Source organism: uncultured Microbacterium sp., assembly GCF_963521645.1.
In the GTDB taxonomy this organism is placed as follows: domain Bacteria; phylum Actinomycetota; class Actinomycetes; order Actinomycetales; family Microbacteriaceae; genus Microbacterium.
Genome location: NZ_CAUQVQ010000011.1, coordinates 44,161 through 59,425 on the forward strand (window position 1 = coordinate 44,161; position 15,265 = coordinate 59,425).

The window sequence follows — 15,265 nt, forward strand, 5'->3', positions numbered from 1 at the left end:
CGATCACTCGGCGGGCGCGACGCAGAAGCGCAGCTCGACCGTCGAACCGACCGGCACATCACCGGGAGCCGCTGACATCGATGCGACGGTCGGCGGAGTCACGGGAGCGCAGTCGTTGAGCTCGACCGGCTGGGCCACCAGACCGAGACTCTCGAGCTCTTCGGTCGCGGACTCGACGGTCCACCCCACCATGTTCTTGATCGTCACCCGACCACTGGCGACCACGAGATTCACGACCGTGTTCGGCGCGACCTCGGTGTCGGGGTCTTCGCTGGCTTCGATGACCGTGTCTGCGGCGAGTCCCTCGTCGTTGCGCGGGATCACCGTGCCGAGCTGCAGGCCGGCCTCCGCCAGCGCGTCTCTCGCCGCTGTCAGCGACAGACCCGCCAGAGTCGGGACCACGACGGTCTCCTTGCCGGACGACACGTAGACGGTCACGGAGTCGCCCTCGCTCACCGCTGTTCCCGACGCGGGATCGGTGCGGGTGACGTTGCCCTCGACGATGTCCGTGCTCGACTCGAGGACGAGCTTGGACGTGAGGTCTAGTTCGCTGAGGTCTTCCTGAGCGCGTTCCGACGACACGTTCACGAGATCCGGGACGGTGCGCGAACTGGTCGGCACGTCGTTCGGACGCATGCTGATGGTCCACACCCAGAACAGCACGGAGGCGAGCAGCACCGCGAGCAGCGCGACGCCCGCCCAGATCCACGCCACCGGGGGACCGGACTGCGTGCGGGTCATGGTGTTGTCGGTGCTGAGCTGACGCAGTGACCTCGCGGTCTCCTGTGCCTGCCGCGGGCTCGGTCCGTAGAGCTCGCTCGTGAGCGCGCCGAGTTCCTTGCGACTCGGAGCGCGACCGGCGATGGCGGAGTCGAGGGCCGCGCGGAAATGCGCGGCGTCCGGGTACCGCTGGTACGGATCCTTCGCGAGCGCGCGGAGGACGATGGGGTCGAGGGCACCCGGCGAATCCTCATTGACCTCGGTCGGAGGCACGGGAGTCTCGCTGACGTGCTGATACGCGACTGCCACCGGCGACTCACCGCGGAAGGGCTGACGCCCCGTGAGCAGCTCGTACAGCACGACTCCCGTGGAGTACAGGTCGGCTCGAGCGTCGACCGGCTCGCCCTTGGCCTGCTCGGGCGAGAAGTACGCGGCGGTGCCGATGATCTGCGTCGTCTCGGCGACGGTCGACGACGAGTCGGACACGGCTCGGGCGATGCCGAAGTCCATGACCTTGACCTGGCCCTTCTCCGTGACCATGACGTTGCCCGGCTTGATGTCGCGGTGCACGACGCCCGCGCGGTGGGAGTAGTCGAGCGCCTCGAGGATGCCGTCGACGTAGCGCACGGCGTCTTCGACGGGGACCGGCCCCTTCGAGATGATGTCTTTCAGCAGGGTTCCGCTGATGAGCTCCATCACGATGTACGGCGGCTCGTCGGCGCCGGGTCCGCCGGCGGTCGAGGGATCTCCCGCGTCGTAGACACGCACGATCGACGGGTGCGACATGCGGGACGCCGACTGGGCTTCGAGGCGGAAGCGGGTGCGGAACGCCGTGTCGCGTGCGAGCTCGGGGTCGAGGATCTTGATGGCCACCTGGCGACCGAGCGTCAGATCGTAGCCCCGATACACCTTCGCCATGCCGCCATGCCCGATGAGCTCATCGACGCGGTAGCGTCCCGCGATGATGCGTGGCTCTGTCGACACGTACTGACCCCCTGATACGACCTGCTGAATGCTCCCAGACTACGACGCGAACTTGCTAGTCGGCTGTGGCGGTGCCCGTGCCGTCGGCGGCCGCCTTCGTGGCCGCCGTTCCGGTCCCGCCGTTCGCGGCGCCTGTTCCGCCGTTCGCCGTGCCCGTGCCGTTCGCGTTGGCGTTGGCCGCTGCCGCGTCGTCGTCGTCATCTTCGGCGGGGGTGATCTGCACGGCCATCTGAGGCGAGTTGCCCGAGGGGCGGTCGCCGCAGAACGCACGGTAGGTGGCGGTCACCTGCAGCGCCGGATCATCGGCCGGCGTGATCTGGGCATTCAGCTGACCCTGGAAGCTCCGTGTCGTCTTGCCGTCGCTGAAGGTCGCGTTCGTGATCGTGACCTCGTACGAGCTGAGCGCGTCGGCGCCGGAGGGGCAGGAGAACGCGGTCCAGTTCAGGGTGATCGGCTCGCCGGCGACCGGCGTGCCCGACAGGCTCGGAGCCGATGCCGGAGCGCCGATGTCGACGCGGGGAGCATAGGCGGTCAGGGTGATCCCGTCGCCCTCCTCGAGCAGGCCGCGGGGTTCGACCGACTCGACGACGTCGACGAGCTCGTCAGACGGCGCGGGAGTGGTGCCGACGCGGCACTGTGGAACGAGTCCGGCCTCGGCGGCGACGGCCAGAGCCTCCTGGCAGGGGAGGCCGATCAGGCCGAGCGCGTCGACGTTGATCGGTGTCGCCGACGGTGTGGGCGTCTGCGAGGGCGTGGGCGTCTGCGACTGAGTGCTCGGAGGCGGCGTCGTGGCGCCGGCGTCGGGGTCGCCCTGGTTCATGAGGGCGAACACGGTGCCGCCGAGCACGATGATCAGGAGCGCGATGAGCGCGACGAGGGGCCACGTCCAGGGGCTGCGCTTCTTCTTCTTCTCTTCCTGCAGCTCGTCATCCGCGGCGGCTCCGGTCGGAAGCTGAGCCGTCGTGGGGAGGATGCGCGTCGTGCCGTCATCTCCGGTCGCCGAGAGCATGCGCGTGGCATCGTCACTGCCGGCGACACCGGAGGCGATCGCGGGCACGGCGATCGCGGCCGAGTTGAGGTCTCCGCGACGCAGCGCCTGCGCCGCGCGGGCGACGGTCGCCGCCGACGACGGACGGTCCGACGGCTTCTTGGCGATCATCGCCATGACAAGGTTCTGCACGGGGATCGGCACGGTCGGCGGCAGCGGCGGAGGCTGTTCGTTGATCTGAGCCATCGCGATCGCCACCTGCGACTCGCCGGTGAAGGGACGCTTGCCGGCGAGGCACTCGTACGCGACGATGCCCAACGAGTACGTGTCGGTCGCAGGGGAGGCGGGGTGCCCCGACGCCTGCTCGGGCGACAGGTACTGCACCGTGCCCATGACCTGTCCCGTGGCGGTGAGCGGCACCTGGTCCGCGATGCGGGCGATGCCGAAGTCGGTGATCTTGACGCGCCCATCGGGCGTGATCAGCAGGTTTCCGGGCTTGATGTCACGGTGCACGAGACCCGCCGCGTGAGCGGCCTGGAGCGCAGACGCCGTCTGAGCGACGATGTCGAGCGTCTTGTCCGCGCTCAGAGAGCCGTCGCGCTCGATGATCGTGGAGAGCGCCTCCCCGGGCACGAGCTCCATGACGAGGAAGGCGCTGCCGTTCTCCTCGCCGTAGTCGAAGACGCTGGCGATGCCCTCGTGGTTGACGAGCGCGGCGTGGCGCGCCTCGGCGCGGAAGCGCTCGAGGAACCCGGGATCGCCCATGTATTCGTCTTTGAGGATCTTGATCGCGACGGTACGTCCGATGACGTGATCCGTCGCTTCCCACACCTCGCCCATGCCGCCGATCGCAATACGCGACTGCAGCTCGTAGCGACCACCGAACGACACACCCTGCGTCGGTCTCATCTGCCCAGCACCGCCTCTATGACCTTCTTCGCAATCGGAGCGGCGATGGTGTCGCCGGATCCTGATTGCCCCTGTCCGCCGCCGTCTTCGACGAGGACCGCTACCGCGACCGCCGGGTCGTCTGCCGGCGCGAACCCCGAGAACCACAGCGTGTACGGCTTGTCGCCGTTCTCTGTCGTCCCGGTCTTCCCGGCCACATCGACCCCGTCTATTCTTGCACCCTGCGCTGCGCCTGTTGAGACGCTCGCGACCATCGACGCGCTGAGCTCATCCGCGGTCGTCTCATCGAACGCACGTCCGAACTCGGTGTCGTCGTACGACCGCACGACCGAGAGATCGTTGCCGATCACGGTGTCGACGAGCCGCGGGTTCATGACCACGCCGTCGTTGCCGATCCCCGCCGCGACCATGGCGATCTGCAGCGGTGTCGCCGTGACCTGGCCCTGGCCGAATCCGCTGAGCGCCGTCTGCGGGTCGTTGAGGCCGGTCGGGTAGCTCGACGGCGTCGACTCGAGCGGGGTGGAGAAGCTCTGGTTCCACCCGAACTTCTCCGCCATCTCGCGGATCTTGTCGTCGCCCAGCTGCACCGCGAGCTCTGCCATCGGGATGTTGCAGCTCAGCCGGATCGCCTCGGCGATCGTCACGGTGTCGCCGTCGCCGCAGGTGCCGCCCCACGCATTGGCGACCGTGTTGTTGGACTGCGGCAGCTGGTAGCGCGCGGGATTCGGCAGCGTCGAGTCGGGCGTGTAGTCGCCGCTCGCGTAGGCCGCCGCCGCGATGACGAGCTTGAACGTCGATCCCGGGGGATTGAGGTCGCCCGCGATCGCGCGGTTCGACAGCGGCTCGAGCGGATCGTCGACCAACTGGTCGTAGGTGGCGTTCGCGGCATCCGCATCGTGGGTCGCGAGGGCGTTCGTGTCGAAGCCGGGGGTCGAGACCATCGCGAGGATGCGTCCCGTCTGGGGTTCGATCGCCACGACCGCGCCGTTCAGGCCCTGCAGCGCCTCGTACGCGGCGCGCTGCGCCGCGGTGTCGAGCGACAGTTCGACGCCGAATCCGGTCTGCGGCTGGCCGGAGAGGATTCGTTCGATGTCAGAGAAGAACGCGCTCGAGCCCGTTCCCGAGAGATCGGCGTTCAGGGCGCGTTCGATGCCGGTCGCCGACTGCAACGCCGGGTTGAAGTACCCGGTGACCGGCTCCCACATGGCGGCATCCGTGTACACCCGCTGGAACTGGTAGCGATCGTCGGAGGGCACGGACGAGGCGATCGCGACGTCGTCGACGATGATCGATCCGCGCTGGATCTCGTAGCTGTCGAGCAGGGTGCGTCGGTTGTTGCTGTTCTGGGCGAGGCTGTCGGCCTCGACGACCTGGATCCAGCTGGTCGCGACGAACAGCGACAGGAACATGAACAGCATCACGATGCTGAGACGGCGCAGCTCTTTGGTCATGCGACGCACCTCTGCAGGAGTCGGTCGTTGAGCGAGCGGAGCGAGACGAAACGCCCTGGGGAAGCACACATCAGCCGATCACCGTCCTCGGTTGGCGTCGGACGCCGTCGGAGATTCGCAGCAGGATCGCGACGATCAGCCAGTTGGCCACCAGCGACGATCCTCCGGCGGCGAGGAATGGGGTCGTGAGTCCGGTCAGCGGGATCACGCGGGTCACGCCGCCCACCATGATGAACACCTGCAGCGCGATCGTGAACGCGAGGCCGGTGGCCAACAGCTTCCCGAAGTCGTCCTGCCCAGCGAGGCCGATGCGGATGCCGCGGCTGATGAACACCATGTACAGGCACAGGATCGCGAACAGCCCGATCAGGCCGATCTCCTCGCCGAGACTCGTGATGATGTAGTCGCTGTGGGCGAGCGGAGTGACATCGGGGCGCCCCTGGCCCCAGCCCGTGCCGAGCAGACCGCCGTGGGCGAGCCCGAACAGGCCCTGCATCGGCTGGAAGCCGGCGGCCTCGGGATCGACCTTCTCGGGATCGAAGAGGAAGAGCCAGTTGGTGAAGCGACCCTGCACATAACTGAGGATCTGCGTCGCGACGGCGACGCCCGCGGCGACGAGGGCGAGGCCGATCAGCACCCAGCTCGTCTTCCCCGTCGCGACGTAGAGCATCGCGACGAACATGCCGAAGATGAGGGTTCCGGTGCCGAGATCGCGCTGGATCACGATGATGCCCAGTGAGATCGCCCAGACGACCAGCACCGGTCCGAGTTCGCGCATGCGCGGCCACGTGATGCCGAGGAATCGGGTGCCCACCGAGGTGAGGCTCTCACGGGTGCGCACCAGATAGCCGGCGAAGAAGATCGCGAGGCAGATCTTCGCGAGCTCTCCCGGCTGGAAGGCGAACATGCCGCCGAGCGACACCCACACCTGGGCGTTGGCATCGGGGATGCGGAGTCCGGGGACGAAGGGCAGCAGCAGGAGCAGGATGCCGGAGAGGCCGAAGATGTACGTGTACCGGAACAGCACACGGTAGTTCCGCAGCAGGATGACGACGGTGATCGCTCCGGCCAGGGAGATGGCCGTCCACGCGAGCTGCTTGGTCGAGTAGGCGTTCCACCCCGTGAGCGACTCCGCGATGTCGATGCGGTAGATCATCGCGATGCCGAGACCCGTGAGCAGGGTCGCGATCGGCAGGACGAACGGGTCGGCGTCGGAGGCCACCGCGCGCAGCACGAAATGGAGCGCGAAGGCGAGCACGGCCAGGCCGCCGCCGATCGCCAGGATCATCGGGTCGATCAGTCCCAGGGCGCCCAGCTGCACGAGCGTGAGCGACGCGCCGCTGATGGCGACGGCGAACAGCAGGAGCCAGAACTCGCGGTTGCGCTGCGTCTGCGGCATCCGCATCTTCTTGAGGGCCTTGATGACGCTGGTGTCGGCCGAGACGTCGGTGCTCATCCCGCTCCGTCCGTCGGCTCGGGTGAAGGCGTGGGCACGGGAGTCGGCAACGGCGTCGAGTCGTCGGAGGGGAGCTCCTCTGCAGGGCGCAGCCGCGCCACGATCGCCTCAGCGTCGGAGAGCGAGCGGGCGGTGATCGTGCGTTCGACGGAGTCGCGCTGGTACGGGGGCAGGTCGGCGAGCAGGATGTCGGTGTCCTGCAGCGGCGTCGAGAGCACGATGGGACCGATGTTCTGCTGCACGCCCTGATAGATCACGACGCTGTCCTCATCGGCGCCGACGAAGTAGCGCGTCTGCGTCCAGCTGTAGGCCGCGAAAGCCGCGAACGCGAGCGCGGCGAGCACGACCAGCATCCCGGCGATCCAGCCGAGTCGCCGTCGACGTGCGCGTCGACGGTCTTCCTCGATCAGCTCCTCGAGGTACTCGGGCGCCGGCTCGAAGTGGCTGGGCTCGTTCGCCGCCTGCCGCACCGGGTGCAGCCAGCTGCTGCGCGGGGCGCGCACCGGAGGCACGGTGACGTTCTCGGGGTTCGAGGCCGAGCCGACGATCGTCGCGGTGCCCGAGTGCATGGCGTGCTGACCGCCGACGTCGACGAGCACGATCGTGACGTTGTCCGGCGCGCCGCCGTCGAGAGCCTGCTTGAGCAGATTGTCGGCGGTGCGGCCGGGAGCCATGCCGAGACGCATCGCCTTCAGGATGTGCGCCTCGTCGACCACGCCCGAGAGTCCGTCGGAGCAGAGCAGCCACCGATCGCCGGGCTGCGTGTGCATCACGAACATGTCGAGCTCGGGATCCGCGTCCATATCGCTGAGAACGCGCATGAGCACCGAGCGGCGCGGGTGGTACCGGGCCTCCTCGGGAGTGATGCGGCCGGAGTCGACGAGTCGCTGCACGAACGTGTGGTCGGCGGTGATCTGCGTGACGGCGTCGTCGCGGTACAGATAGATGCGCGAGTCGCCGATGTGGCCGATCACGGCGTAGTCGTCGACCATGATGATCGCGCTGAGGGTGGTGCCCAGACCGGCGAGCTCGGGGCGGTCCTTCGCAGCGCGGATCAGGTCGCCGGCCGCGGTGGTGGCGGCCGCCTGGAGCGACGCCTGTGCGTCGTCGACCGTCGAGTACGGCTGGTCGAGGGGCTGCATCCGGTGGATCGCGATGCTCGAGGCGACATCTCCTCCGGCGTGGCCGCCCATGCCGTCGGCCACGACGAACAGGTTCGCTCCGGAGTATCCGGAGTCCTGGTTGTTGGAGCGGACCTTCCCGGTGTGGGAGATCGCGGCGCTCGAGCCCTCGAAGACCATGCCGGGGTCAGGCTCGCAGCTCGAAGGTCGTGGCGCCCACCTTGATGGGCGTGCCGAGCGAGAGCGAGACGGGGCTGCCGCTCACGCGCTGGCCGGCGACGAAAGTGCCGTTGGTGGAGTCGAGGTCCTGGATCGCCCAGTCGTCGCCTCGCAGCAGCAGTCGTGCGTGGTGGCTCGAGGTGTAGTCGTCGCGGATCACCAGGGCGGAGTCGCTCGAGCGTCCGATGGTCAGCGTCTCGGAGCCGAGCGCCAGTTCGAGCCCGGCCTTGGGGCCCGAGGTGATGACCAGCCTCTTCGCCGTGGCGATCGTCGCGGGGCCGGTGGTGGCGGGCCTCGACGAGGCGGGTCGCGCCGGTGCCGGGGGAGTGGAGGGCGCCGGGGCGGCTGCCGCGTCGCCCTCGGCGGGGACCTTGCGCACCTTCATGCCGAACAGGTCGGCCCGTAGCGAATAGACGACGCCGAAGACGAAGAACCACAGCAGCAGGAGGAACCCGATGCGCAGCAGGAGCAGGACCAGCTCACTGGGCGTGGTCACGAGATGGCTCCGAACGCACGGGTCGCGTCGTCGTCGCGCGGGAGCGGCGGACGCGCCGGGGCGGACACGGGGACGACGCGGAAGACGAGGTCGGTGCGCCCGATCGTGATGGTCGTGTCGCTCGTGAGGGAGGCCTCGCGGACCTTGTCGCCGTTCACCTTCGTACCGTTCGTGGAGCCGAGGTCGCGCATCATGGCGCGCTCGCCGTCCCACAGCACTTCGACGTGCTTACGGCTCGACCCGGCATCCGCGATCGTGATGTCGGCATCCGTGCCGCGGCCGATCACGGTGCGCGCGCGGGTGATCGTGTGCCGGCGACCGTCGACGTCGATCACGGCCTGCCAGTTCACGCGCCCCTCGACGGTGCCGGAGCTCACGTTCACGGTGCCTGTGGCGATCTTGTCGTCGGCCTCGAGCGAGATCGAGAGCGGACCGGCGAAGCTGTAGCCCTGGGATCTGCCGTGCTTGGTGAGCAGCGCATGGAGCTCGTCGGTCAGTGCCCCGCCCAGCCCGCGCATGCGCGCGGCGTCGTCGGTGCTCAGGCGCACGACATAGCTGTTGGGCGCGATGATGCGGTCGCGGCTCACCACAGCCGCGTTGGTGTCGGCCTCGCGACGCAGGGCCGAGGCGATCTCCACGGGCTGGATGCCGCTGCGGAAGGTCTTCGCGAAGGCGCTGTTCACAGCGCGCTCGAGACCCTTCTCAAAGCTGTCAAGTAGTCCCACTGGGCTCCTCTGGCATGCCGACCGGTAGGGACATCGTAGCCAGGTGTCCTGGGTATACGCCGCCGACGGCCGTGTTTCCCGGTGTCTTGGCGGGGTTCACGGGCTGTGGAGGGAGGTGTGGATGACGTGTCGATGACGTGTGAGCGACGTGTTCGGTGAAGCTGGATGCGGTCGCCGCCCATCGTGACCGCCCTCGGTTTCATCCGGGAGTCGAACGCGTGATATCCTCGCAAAGTTGACTTCTTCGGAATGAGACGCTCGCGCGAGTGGCGGAATGGTAGACGCGCTGGATTCTGGTGCCTTTGTTCGCAAGGCGGTGGGGGTTCGAGTCCCCCCTCGCGCACACCCTTTAAGAGCCGGAATGAGATCACACTGACCGGCTCTTCTCTTTTCGGTCCTTCGAGAGGACGAGGTCCGCCGCAGCCGCAGCGCCGGTCCCCACCGCGTACGCCGCCAGGTCGCCCGCATCGAAGCCGACGCCGAGCACGAGCCGCACGGGCCAGAAGCCCTGTGCCCACAGGGCGGGCAGCCCGGTCAGCTGGAAGACCTCTATCAGCGCACAGACAGTGAGCGCACCCGTGCCCAGAACGACGACGCCCGCACGCGGAAACACGATGGCGAGTGCGACATAAACCATGACGGCGTAGAGGGCGTCACCCGTTCGGTCGGCGAGGGCGCCGGCTCCCCGGAGATGGATGAGGAGGCCGGCCGCGATCACCACCACGGCGACGATCGACAGCCGCAGCCGTCGCGGTCGGTCGACTGAACCACGTGACGAGGAGGAGGTCATCGGTTCACCTGGATCGGCGGGGACGGTCGTGCAGGAGTGGTCACCGGGTGGTCGCGACGGTCTTCTCGCGCGTGGTCTGCGTGCGCTGGGAGTGACGGGAGAGCGGATACTTCTCGTCGAGATGCGGCTCCAACACGATGCGCTGCAGCGCGATGATCGCGATGAGTCCACCCGACCAGTACGCGATGATGATCGCTGCGCCGGGGCCTCCCAGAAGGAAGCTGAGGATCGTGACCGCGATGCCGATGCCGACGTAGAGCATCCTCCACGAGCGCAGCGCCCTCTTGCGGGCGGCCTGCTGCTCTTCGATGCGCCGGTCGAGCGACTCGAGCCGATCGGTCGCATCCATCTCTTCGGAGGGCTCGAAGAGGTCGGTCACGCTGACGCTGAGTGCGTTGGCGATGAGGGCGAGCGACTCGAGACTGGCGTCCTGCCCGGCTTCGAGCCGCTGTACCGTGCGGAGTCCTACACCGCTCTCGAAGGACAGCTTCTCTTGCGTCCATCCCTGGTCGCGTCGGAGTTCGGGGATTCGTGTGTTGTTCATGGCTCCATCGTTTCCGCCCTGGTCGACAGCGCACCACGCCATCCACCCGCCATCCTGCCGTCAGTCGCCCGCCATCCATCCGCCAACGCGCAGCGATGCGGAGATCGAACGGCTCACCGCCCCGCGCGGGGCGATGGCCTAGCATCGACCTGTTCGACGAGAGGGACGGTGCCGGTCCATGAAGCCTGTGTACGTGGTGGGGTCTGCCAACGTCGACCACGCATACACGGTCACATCCTTCCCCAAGGCCGGTGAGACTCTGAAGGCGAGCGCGTACACGGAGTCGCTCGGCGGCAAGGGCGCGAATCAGGCGACCGCAGCGGCGCTCGCCGGAGGAACGGTGCGGTTCGTCGGCGGGGTCGGTGACGATGCTGCGGGGGCGTCCGTCGTCGATGCCCTCGGAGCTCGGGGAATCGACACGTCACATCTCCTGCGACACGACAGCGCGCCCACGGGAAACGCGGCGGTCGTGATCGACGAGACGGGGGAGAATCTGATCCTCGTCGCGGGCGGCGCGAACCTGCTGCTGTCGGGCGCAGACGTGCGTGCGGCCCTCGGCGGGGCGGAGCCGGGGTCGCTCATCGTGGCGCAGGGGGAGATCCCCGTGGAGGCGATCGCGGCGGCGGCGGAGACGGCCGTGACTCACGACCTGTCGTTCGTCCTGAACCTCGCGCCCTTCGTGCCGGTCGAGGAGCGGATTCTCCGCACGGCGTCGCTGCTCGTGGTGAACGCGAACGAAGCGATCGACGTCGCGACACATCTCGGGCTCGGCCCGGTGTCGGATGCGGTCGACGCGGCGGCACGACTGCGCGATCATCTGCGCATCGACGTCATCGCCACCCTCGGAAGAGACGGATGCGTCGTGATGCCGGTGCGCGGAGGCTCGACATCCGTTCCGTCACCCGTCGTCGACCGGGTCGTCGACACGACCGGGGCCGGCGACGCGTTCGTCGGCATCCTCGCGGCGAGGATGGCTCGGGGAGACGCGCTCATCGATGCCGCGCGAGTCGCGACGCGGGGGGCGTCTTTCGCGGTGCAGAGACGCGGCACCACCGAGTCATACCCCGACGCCGCACAGCTCGAGTCGCTCTCCACGGGGCCGTGAGCATGACGAGGACCACGCGTCACGCCGTCTTCCGTGAACGGAGCACGGGCCCGAGATGGATGGCCGTCGTCGGCATCATGTCTCTCATGCTCCTGCTGTTCGTGATGTGGCTGGCGATTCCTCAGCTGATCGCGGCGCCGGAATAGTTGGGCGGGGCGACGTCCGTGGTGCTGATCGCGTCGGCCGTAGCCGTCGCCGTCGCGGTGGTTCTGCTGCTTCTGCGACGGTCGATCGTCGTGATCGCGGACACGCACGTCGAGGCGTATCTCGTTCCATTCCGCATCATGCATATATCCCTCGAGGAGATCGAAGGCGTCGACATCGTCGACGTCGCCTTCAGCGACTCGCGGGGGTGGGGATGGCGTCTGGCGGGCACCGAACAGTTTCTGCTGTGGTCTGCCGGACCTGCGGTTCGACTCACCCTCACCCGGGTCGATCGCGCGTGCTGCGCAGCGACCGCGCGGCGGAGATGGCAGCTGCGATCGCTCAGGTCGCAACCGACCCGCGGTGACGCCGTCCACGGCAGACTGGACGGGACGGTATCCCCCACGCCAGGAGAAGCGATGACAGATCAGCCCCGCAGGGCTCCCAGCCAGGCAGTACTGACGGTGCAAGAGGTCGAGCAGATCAGCCCCGACCTGATCCGCATCACTGCGGGCGGGGAAGGGTACGCGGCGTACACCGACAACGCGTCGACAGACAAGTACGTGAAGATCCTGTTCGCCGATCCGCGTCACGACCTCACGCCGCCCTACGACCTCGCACAGCTGCGCGCGCAGAGCCCCGAGAAGCTCCCGACCAGACGGACGTACACGGTGCGTGCGACGGATGCCGAACAGCAGCGCCTCGTGATCGACTTCGTGGTGCACGGCGACGAGGGGGTGGCAGGGCCCTGGGCGCGCAGCGCGCAGCCGGGGGACACTCTCGTGGTCAGCGGAGCAGGCGGCGGCTACGCACCCGATCCGTCGGCTCCATGGCACCTGCTGATCGGCGACCACACCGCACTCCCCGCGATCTCGTCGGCCGTCGAAGCGTTCTCTCCGGACGCCACCGGACACATCGTGCTGTCGATCATGGATCCTGCCGACCGCATCCTTCCCGAGGTTCCGCCCGGTGTGCTGGTCCACTGGACGCAGACGGACGACGAGCTGTTGTCGATCGTCGCGAGCCTCGAGTGGAGAGAGGGCCACCCGGGCGTCTTCGCCCACGGTGAGCGGGGCACGATCAAGGCCGTGCGTGCGCTCCTGAAGGAGCACGACGTGCCGCGCGAGCACCTCTCGATCTCGGCGTACTGGGCGCGCGGGCGCGCCGAGGATCAGTTCCAGGCCGAGAAGCGCGAGCCGATCGGTCAGATCGAGTAGGCCGAGTAGGTCGACAGCGATGCGGGCGGGCTCAGAAGCCTTCCGGCTCGCGCGGCGTGTAGGCACTCTCGAGGGCGTCCACCTCGGCGGCGTCGAGAAGGATGTCGGCGGCGGCCACGGCATCGTCGATGTGCGCTGCCTTCGTCACCCCGACGATCGGTGCGGTGACGGCCGACCGCTGCGCGACCCACGCGAGAGCGATCTGCGCCCGGGACACCCCGTGCTCCGCCGCGACCCGCGCGACGGCGTCGACGATCGCTCGATTCGACTGCTCCTCGCTGCGGTAGAGCGTCTTGCCGAAGGCATCCGCCTCGGCGCGTGCGGTCGACGCATCCCAGTCGCGCGTGAGCCGCCCGCGGGCCAGAGGTGACCAGGGCAGCACGCCGACTCCCGAGTCGAGGCAGAACGGGTGCATCTCCCGCTCCTCCTCACGCTGGAGCAGGTTGTACTGGTCCTGCATCGAGACGAAGCGAGTCCAGCCGTTCTGCGCGGCCACGTGCTGCGCCGTGGCGAACTGCCAGGCCCACATCGAGGATGCTCCGATGTACCGCGCCTTGCCCGATCGCACGACGTCGTGCAGAGCCTCCATGGTCTCCTCGATGGGCGTCTCGGGGTCCCAGCGGTGGATCTGGTAGAGATCGACGTGGTCGGTGCCGAGCCGTCTCAGGCTCGCGTCGATACCGGAGAGAATGTGCGCGCGGCTGAGTCCGGCCTGATTGGCGCCGGGGCCCATGCGCCCGTGGACCTTCGTCGCGATCACGATCTCGTCGCGCCGCGCGAAGTCGGCGAGAGCCCGTCCGACGAACTCCTCGCTCGTGCCGTCCGAGTACACGTCGGCCGTGTCGAACGTCGTGATCCCGGCCTCCAGGGCCTGCCTGATGAGAGGCCGGCTCGTGTCTTCGTCGAGGGTCCATCCGTGGGCCCCGCGATCCGAGACGCCGAAGCTCATGCATCCGAGCACGATCTTCGAGATCTTCAGGCCGGATCGGCCGAGACGCACGCTGTCGGCGGTGTCGAGCATCGAATCTCTCCTCGTGTCGTGAGTGTGATCTCGATGCTCTCACGCGGCGACGGCTGCGTCTGCGAGTTCTTTCTCGTTCCGCGTCACGAAAGGCGCGAATCCGCGTCCTGATGAATGGCGATGCGTCATCGGATTCGTGATCCGCCGTCGCGTCGCTGCGTGAACGGCACGGTGCTCTGGGGGAGCCGCGTCGCCGCTCGCGTCAGAGGTGGCGGGCGCCGGGGGGACCCCGCCACCTCACGTCTCCGAGACGAAGCACCGGCCCGCGATCCTGCCCCTCGGGACCCTGCCTGTCAACCACCCTGCGCTCACCGCGGTTCGGGAGGAGGATCAGGGCTTCGGACACCACTTGAGGAGGCCATCATGACGAACATCGATGCATTCGCGAACAGCCTGCCGCCGGAGACACCGGGCGTCCCGCCGGTCGACGACTTCACCGACGGCACGTTTCCCACCGACACGAATGCGCCCGAGACACAGGGCGAAGAACCGCTCGAGGCCGAACTGGGCGAAGACGGACAGGGCGACCTCGATCCGGCCGACGAGCAGGGCGCGCCCGGCGACGCACCGCGCGACCTCAGGGACGGCACCGAGTGAGCGGTGACGCCGGACCCGACATGAGTGACGCTCACAAGCGCATCGCCGAGCAGATGAAGGAGCGCGGCGCAGAGGATCCCGATCTCGTCCAGGACATCCCCGCGGGGGGAGGCGGCGCCGATTCCGGGCCCGCCGAGGCCGTTCGAGTGGAACCGGACTCGTGGGACGACAACGCCGAAGGCGTCGACACCGAGCAGTCGGTGCACAACGACGAGCCGGGTGTCGGCCCGCGCGGCGCGGACTGAGCCCCTCGTCTCTGAGCCTGTCGGATGGCCCGCCCGTCGACAGGCTCAGAGACCCATGCCCGTAGGATGCTGCGCGTGAGCGATGCACTCGACGACGGTCCGTTCTTCCACGGCACGAAGGCCGATCTGCGGCCCGGCGATCTGCTGACCGCGGGGTTCGCCTCGAACTACCGCCCCGAGATCGTGATGAACCACATCTACTTCACGGCGATCGTCGACGGGGCGGGTCTTGCCGCCGAACTCGCACCGGGCGACCGGGAGCCGCGCGTGTACGAGGTCGAGACCACCGGAGAGTACGAGACCGATCCGAACGTGACCGACAAGAAGTTCCCGGGCAATCCCACCCGCTCGTACCGCAGCAGCGCGCCCCTGCGCGTGGTCCGTGAGGTGCAGGACTGGACGCGCCTGGCTCCCGAGGCGCTCGCCGCGTGGCAGGAACGCCTGGCCGCGATCCGCGACGACGAGCGCGGAGAGATCATCAACTGAGAGCGACCGCACCGCGATGCTGGGCACGGCGCCGATACGGTGCCGAC

The 15,265-nt window shown here is 68.3% G+C and carries 16 protein-coding genes and 1 tRNA gene; 7 read left to right on the forward strand and 10 right to left on the reverse strand.

The window, feature by feature from the left end:
* Positions 1-3: 3 nt before the first annotated feature.
* From pknB to RWO82_RS04855, 7 genes are all read right to left on the reverse strand, one after another.
* Entirely contained in the window at positions 4-1,704 is a 1,701-nt protein-coding gene (gene pknB / locus RWO82_RS04825; protein ID WP_314424078.1) for a Stk1 family PASTA domain-containing Ser/Thr kinase, read from the reverse strand.
* A gap of 55 nt (positions 1,705-1,759) precedes the next feature.
* Positions 1,760-3,601 (reverse strand): protein kinase domain-containing protein, encoded by a 1,842-nt coding sequence (locus RWO82_RS04830; protein WP_314424081.1) that lies wholly within the window; start codon positions 3,599-3,601, stop codon positions 1,760-1,762.
* Positions 3,598-5,052 (reverse strand): penicillin-binding transpeptidase domain-containing protein, encoded by a 1,455-nt coding sequence (locus RWO82_RS04835; RefSeq protein ID WP_314424084.1) that lies wholly within the window; start codon positions 5,050-5,052, stop codon positions 3,598-3,600. The genes RWO82_RS04830 and RWO82_RS04835 overlap by 4 nt, the downstream gene beginning before the upstream one ends.
* A gap of 70 nt (positions 5,053-5,122) precedes the next feature.
* Positions 5,123-6,508: an FtsW/RodA/SpoVE family cell cycle protein gene (locus RWO82_RS04840; protein ID WP_314424087.1), complete on the reverse strand. Its 1,386-nt coding sequence runs from the start codon at positions 6,506-6,508 to the stop codon at positions 5,123-5,125.
* On the reverse strand, positions 6,505-7,809 hold the full coding sequence (locus RWO82_RS04845; protein WP_314424089.1) for a PP2C family serine/threonine-protein phosphatase: 1,305 nt from the start codon (positions 7,807-7,809) through the stop codon (positions 6,505-6,507). Before RWO82_RS04845 ends, RWO82_RS04840 begins: the two co-directional genes overlap by 4 nt.
* Before the next feature lie 7 nt (positions 7,810-7,816).
* Positions 7,817-8,344, reverse strand: coding sequence for an FHA domain-containing protein (locus RWO82_RS04850; RefSeq protein WP_314424092.1), 528 nt, complete (start codon positions 8,342-8,344; stop codon positions 7,817-7,819).
* Positions 8,341-9,069: a DUF3662 and FHA domain-containing protein gene (locus tag RWO82_RS04855; protein WP_314424095.1), complete on the reverse strand. Its 729-nt coding sequence runs from the start codon at positions 9,067-9,069 to the stop codon at positions 8,341-8,343. Before RWO82_RS04855 ends, RWO82_RS04850 begins: the two co-directional genes overlap by 4 nt.
* Positions 9,070-9,329: 260 nt before the next feature.
* Between RWO82_RS04855 and RWO82_RS04860 the strand changes: the two genes are divergently transcribed.
* Positions 9,330-9,412 (forward strand) — tRNA-OTHER (locus RWO82_RS04860).
* A 24-nt stretch (positions 9,413-9,436) separates the two neighbouring features.
* Here the strand turns inward: RWO82_RS04860 and RWO82_RS04865 are convergent.
* Both RWO82_RS04865 and RWO82_RS04870 read right to left on the reverse strand, forming a co-directional pair.
* Positions 9,437-9,859, reverse strand: a complete 423-nt coding sequence (locus tag RWO82_RS04865) for a DUF2809 domain-containing protein (RefSeq protein ID WP_314424098.1) — start codon at positions 9,857-9,859, stop codon at positions 9,437-9,439.
* Positions 9,860-9,899: 40 nt separating this feature from the next.
* Complete coding sequence (locus tag RWO82_RS04870) at positions 9,900-10,403, reverse strand: helix-turn-helix transcriptional regulator (protein ID WP_314424100.1); 504 nt, start codon at positions 10,401-10,403, stop codon at positions 9,900-9,902.
* A gap of 178 nt (positions 10,404-10,581) precedes the next feature.
* Between RWO82_RS04870 and RWO82_RS04875 the strand changes: the two genes are divergently transcribed.
* Genes RWO82_RS04875 through RWO82_RS04885 form a run of 3 tightly spaced genes read left to right on the forward strand, consistent with a single transcriptional unit; the run spans position 10,582 to position 12,869 of the window.
* Positions 10,582-11,508 carry a PfkB family carbohydrate kinase gene (locus tag RWO82_RS04875; protein WP_314424103.1) on the forward strand — a complete coding sequence of 309 codons (927 nt, stop codon included), beginning with the start codon at positions 10,582-10,584 and terminating at the stop codon, positions 11,506-11,508.
* 2 nt (positions 11,509-11,510) lie between these two features.
* Complete coding sequence (locus RWO82_RS04880; protein ID WP_314424106.1) at positions 11,511-11,654, forward strand: hypothetical protein; 144 nt, start codon at positions 11,511-11,513, stop codon at positions 11,652-11,654.
* Between the two features lie 18 nt (positions 11,655-11,672).
* Positions 11,673-12,869 (forward strand): siderophore-interacting protein, encoded by a 1,197-nt coding sequence (locus RWO82_RS04885; protein WP_314424110.1) that lies wholly within the window; start codon positions 11,673-11,675, stop codon positions 12,867-12,869.
* 31 nt (positions 12,870-12,900) lie between these two features.
* Here RWO82_RS04885 and RWO82_RS04890 read toward each other — a convergent pair whose 3' ends face one another.
* Complete coding sequence (locus RWO82_RS04890; protein WP_314424113.1) at positions 12,901-13,890, reverse strand: aldo/keto reductase; 990 nt, start codon at positions 13,888-13,890, stop codon at positions 12,901-12,903.
* 363 nt (positions 13,891-14,253) lie between these two features.
* On the opposite strand from RWO82_RS04890, the gene RWO82_RS04895 reads away from it, so the two are divergent.
* From RWO82_RS04895 to arr, 3 genes are all read left to right on the forward strand, one after another.
* Complete coding sequence (locus RWO82_RS04895) at positions 14,254-14,487, forward strand: hypothetical protein (protein ID WP_314424115.1); 234 nt, start codon at positions 14,254-14,256, stop codon at positions 14,485-14,487.
* Positions 14,488-14,507: 20 nt separating this feature from the next.
* Entirely contained in the window at positions 14,508-14,732 is a 225-nt protein-coding gene (locus RWO82_RS04900; protein ID WP_314424119.1) for a hypothetical protein, read from the forward strand.
* 66 nt (positions 14,733-14,798) lie between these two features.
* Entirely contained in the window at positions 14,799-15,218 is a 420-nt protein-coding gene (arr, locus tag RWO82_RS04905) for an NAD(+)--rifampin ADP-ribosyltransferase (RefSeq protein ID WP_399540713.1), read from the forward strand.
* The last annotated feature ends 47 nt before the right edge of the window (positions 15,219-15,265 follow it).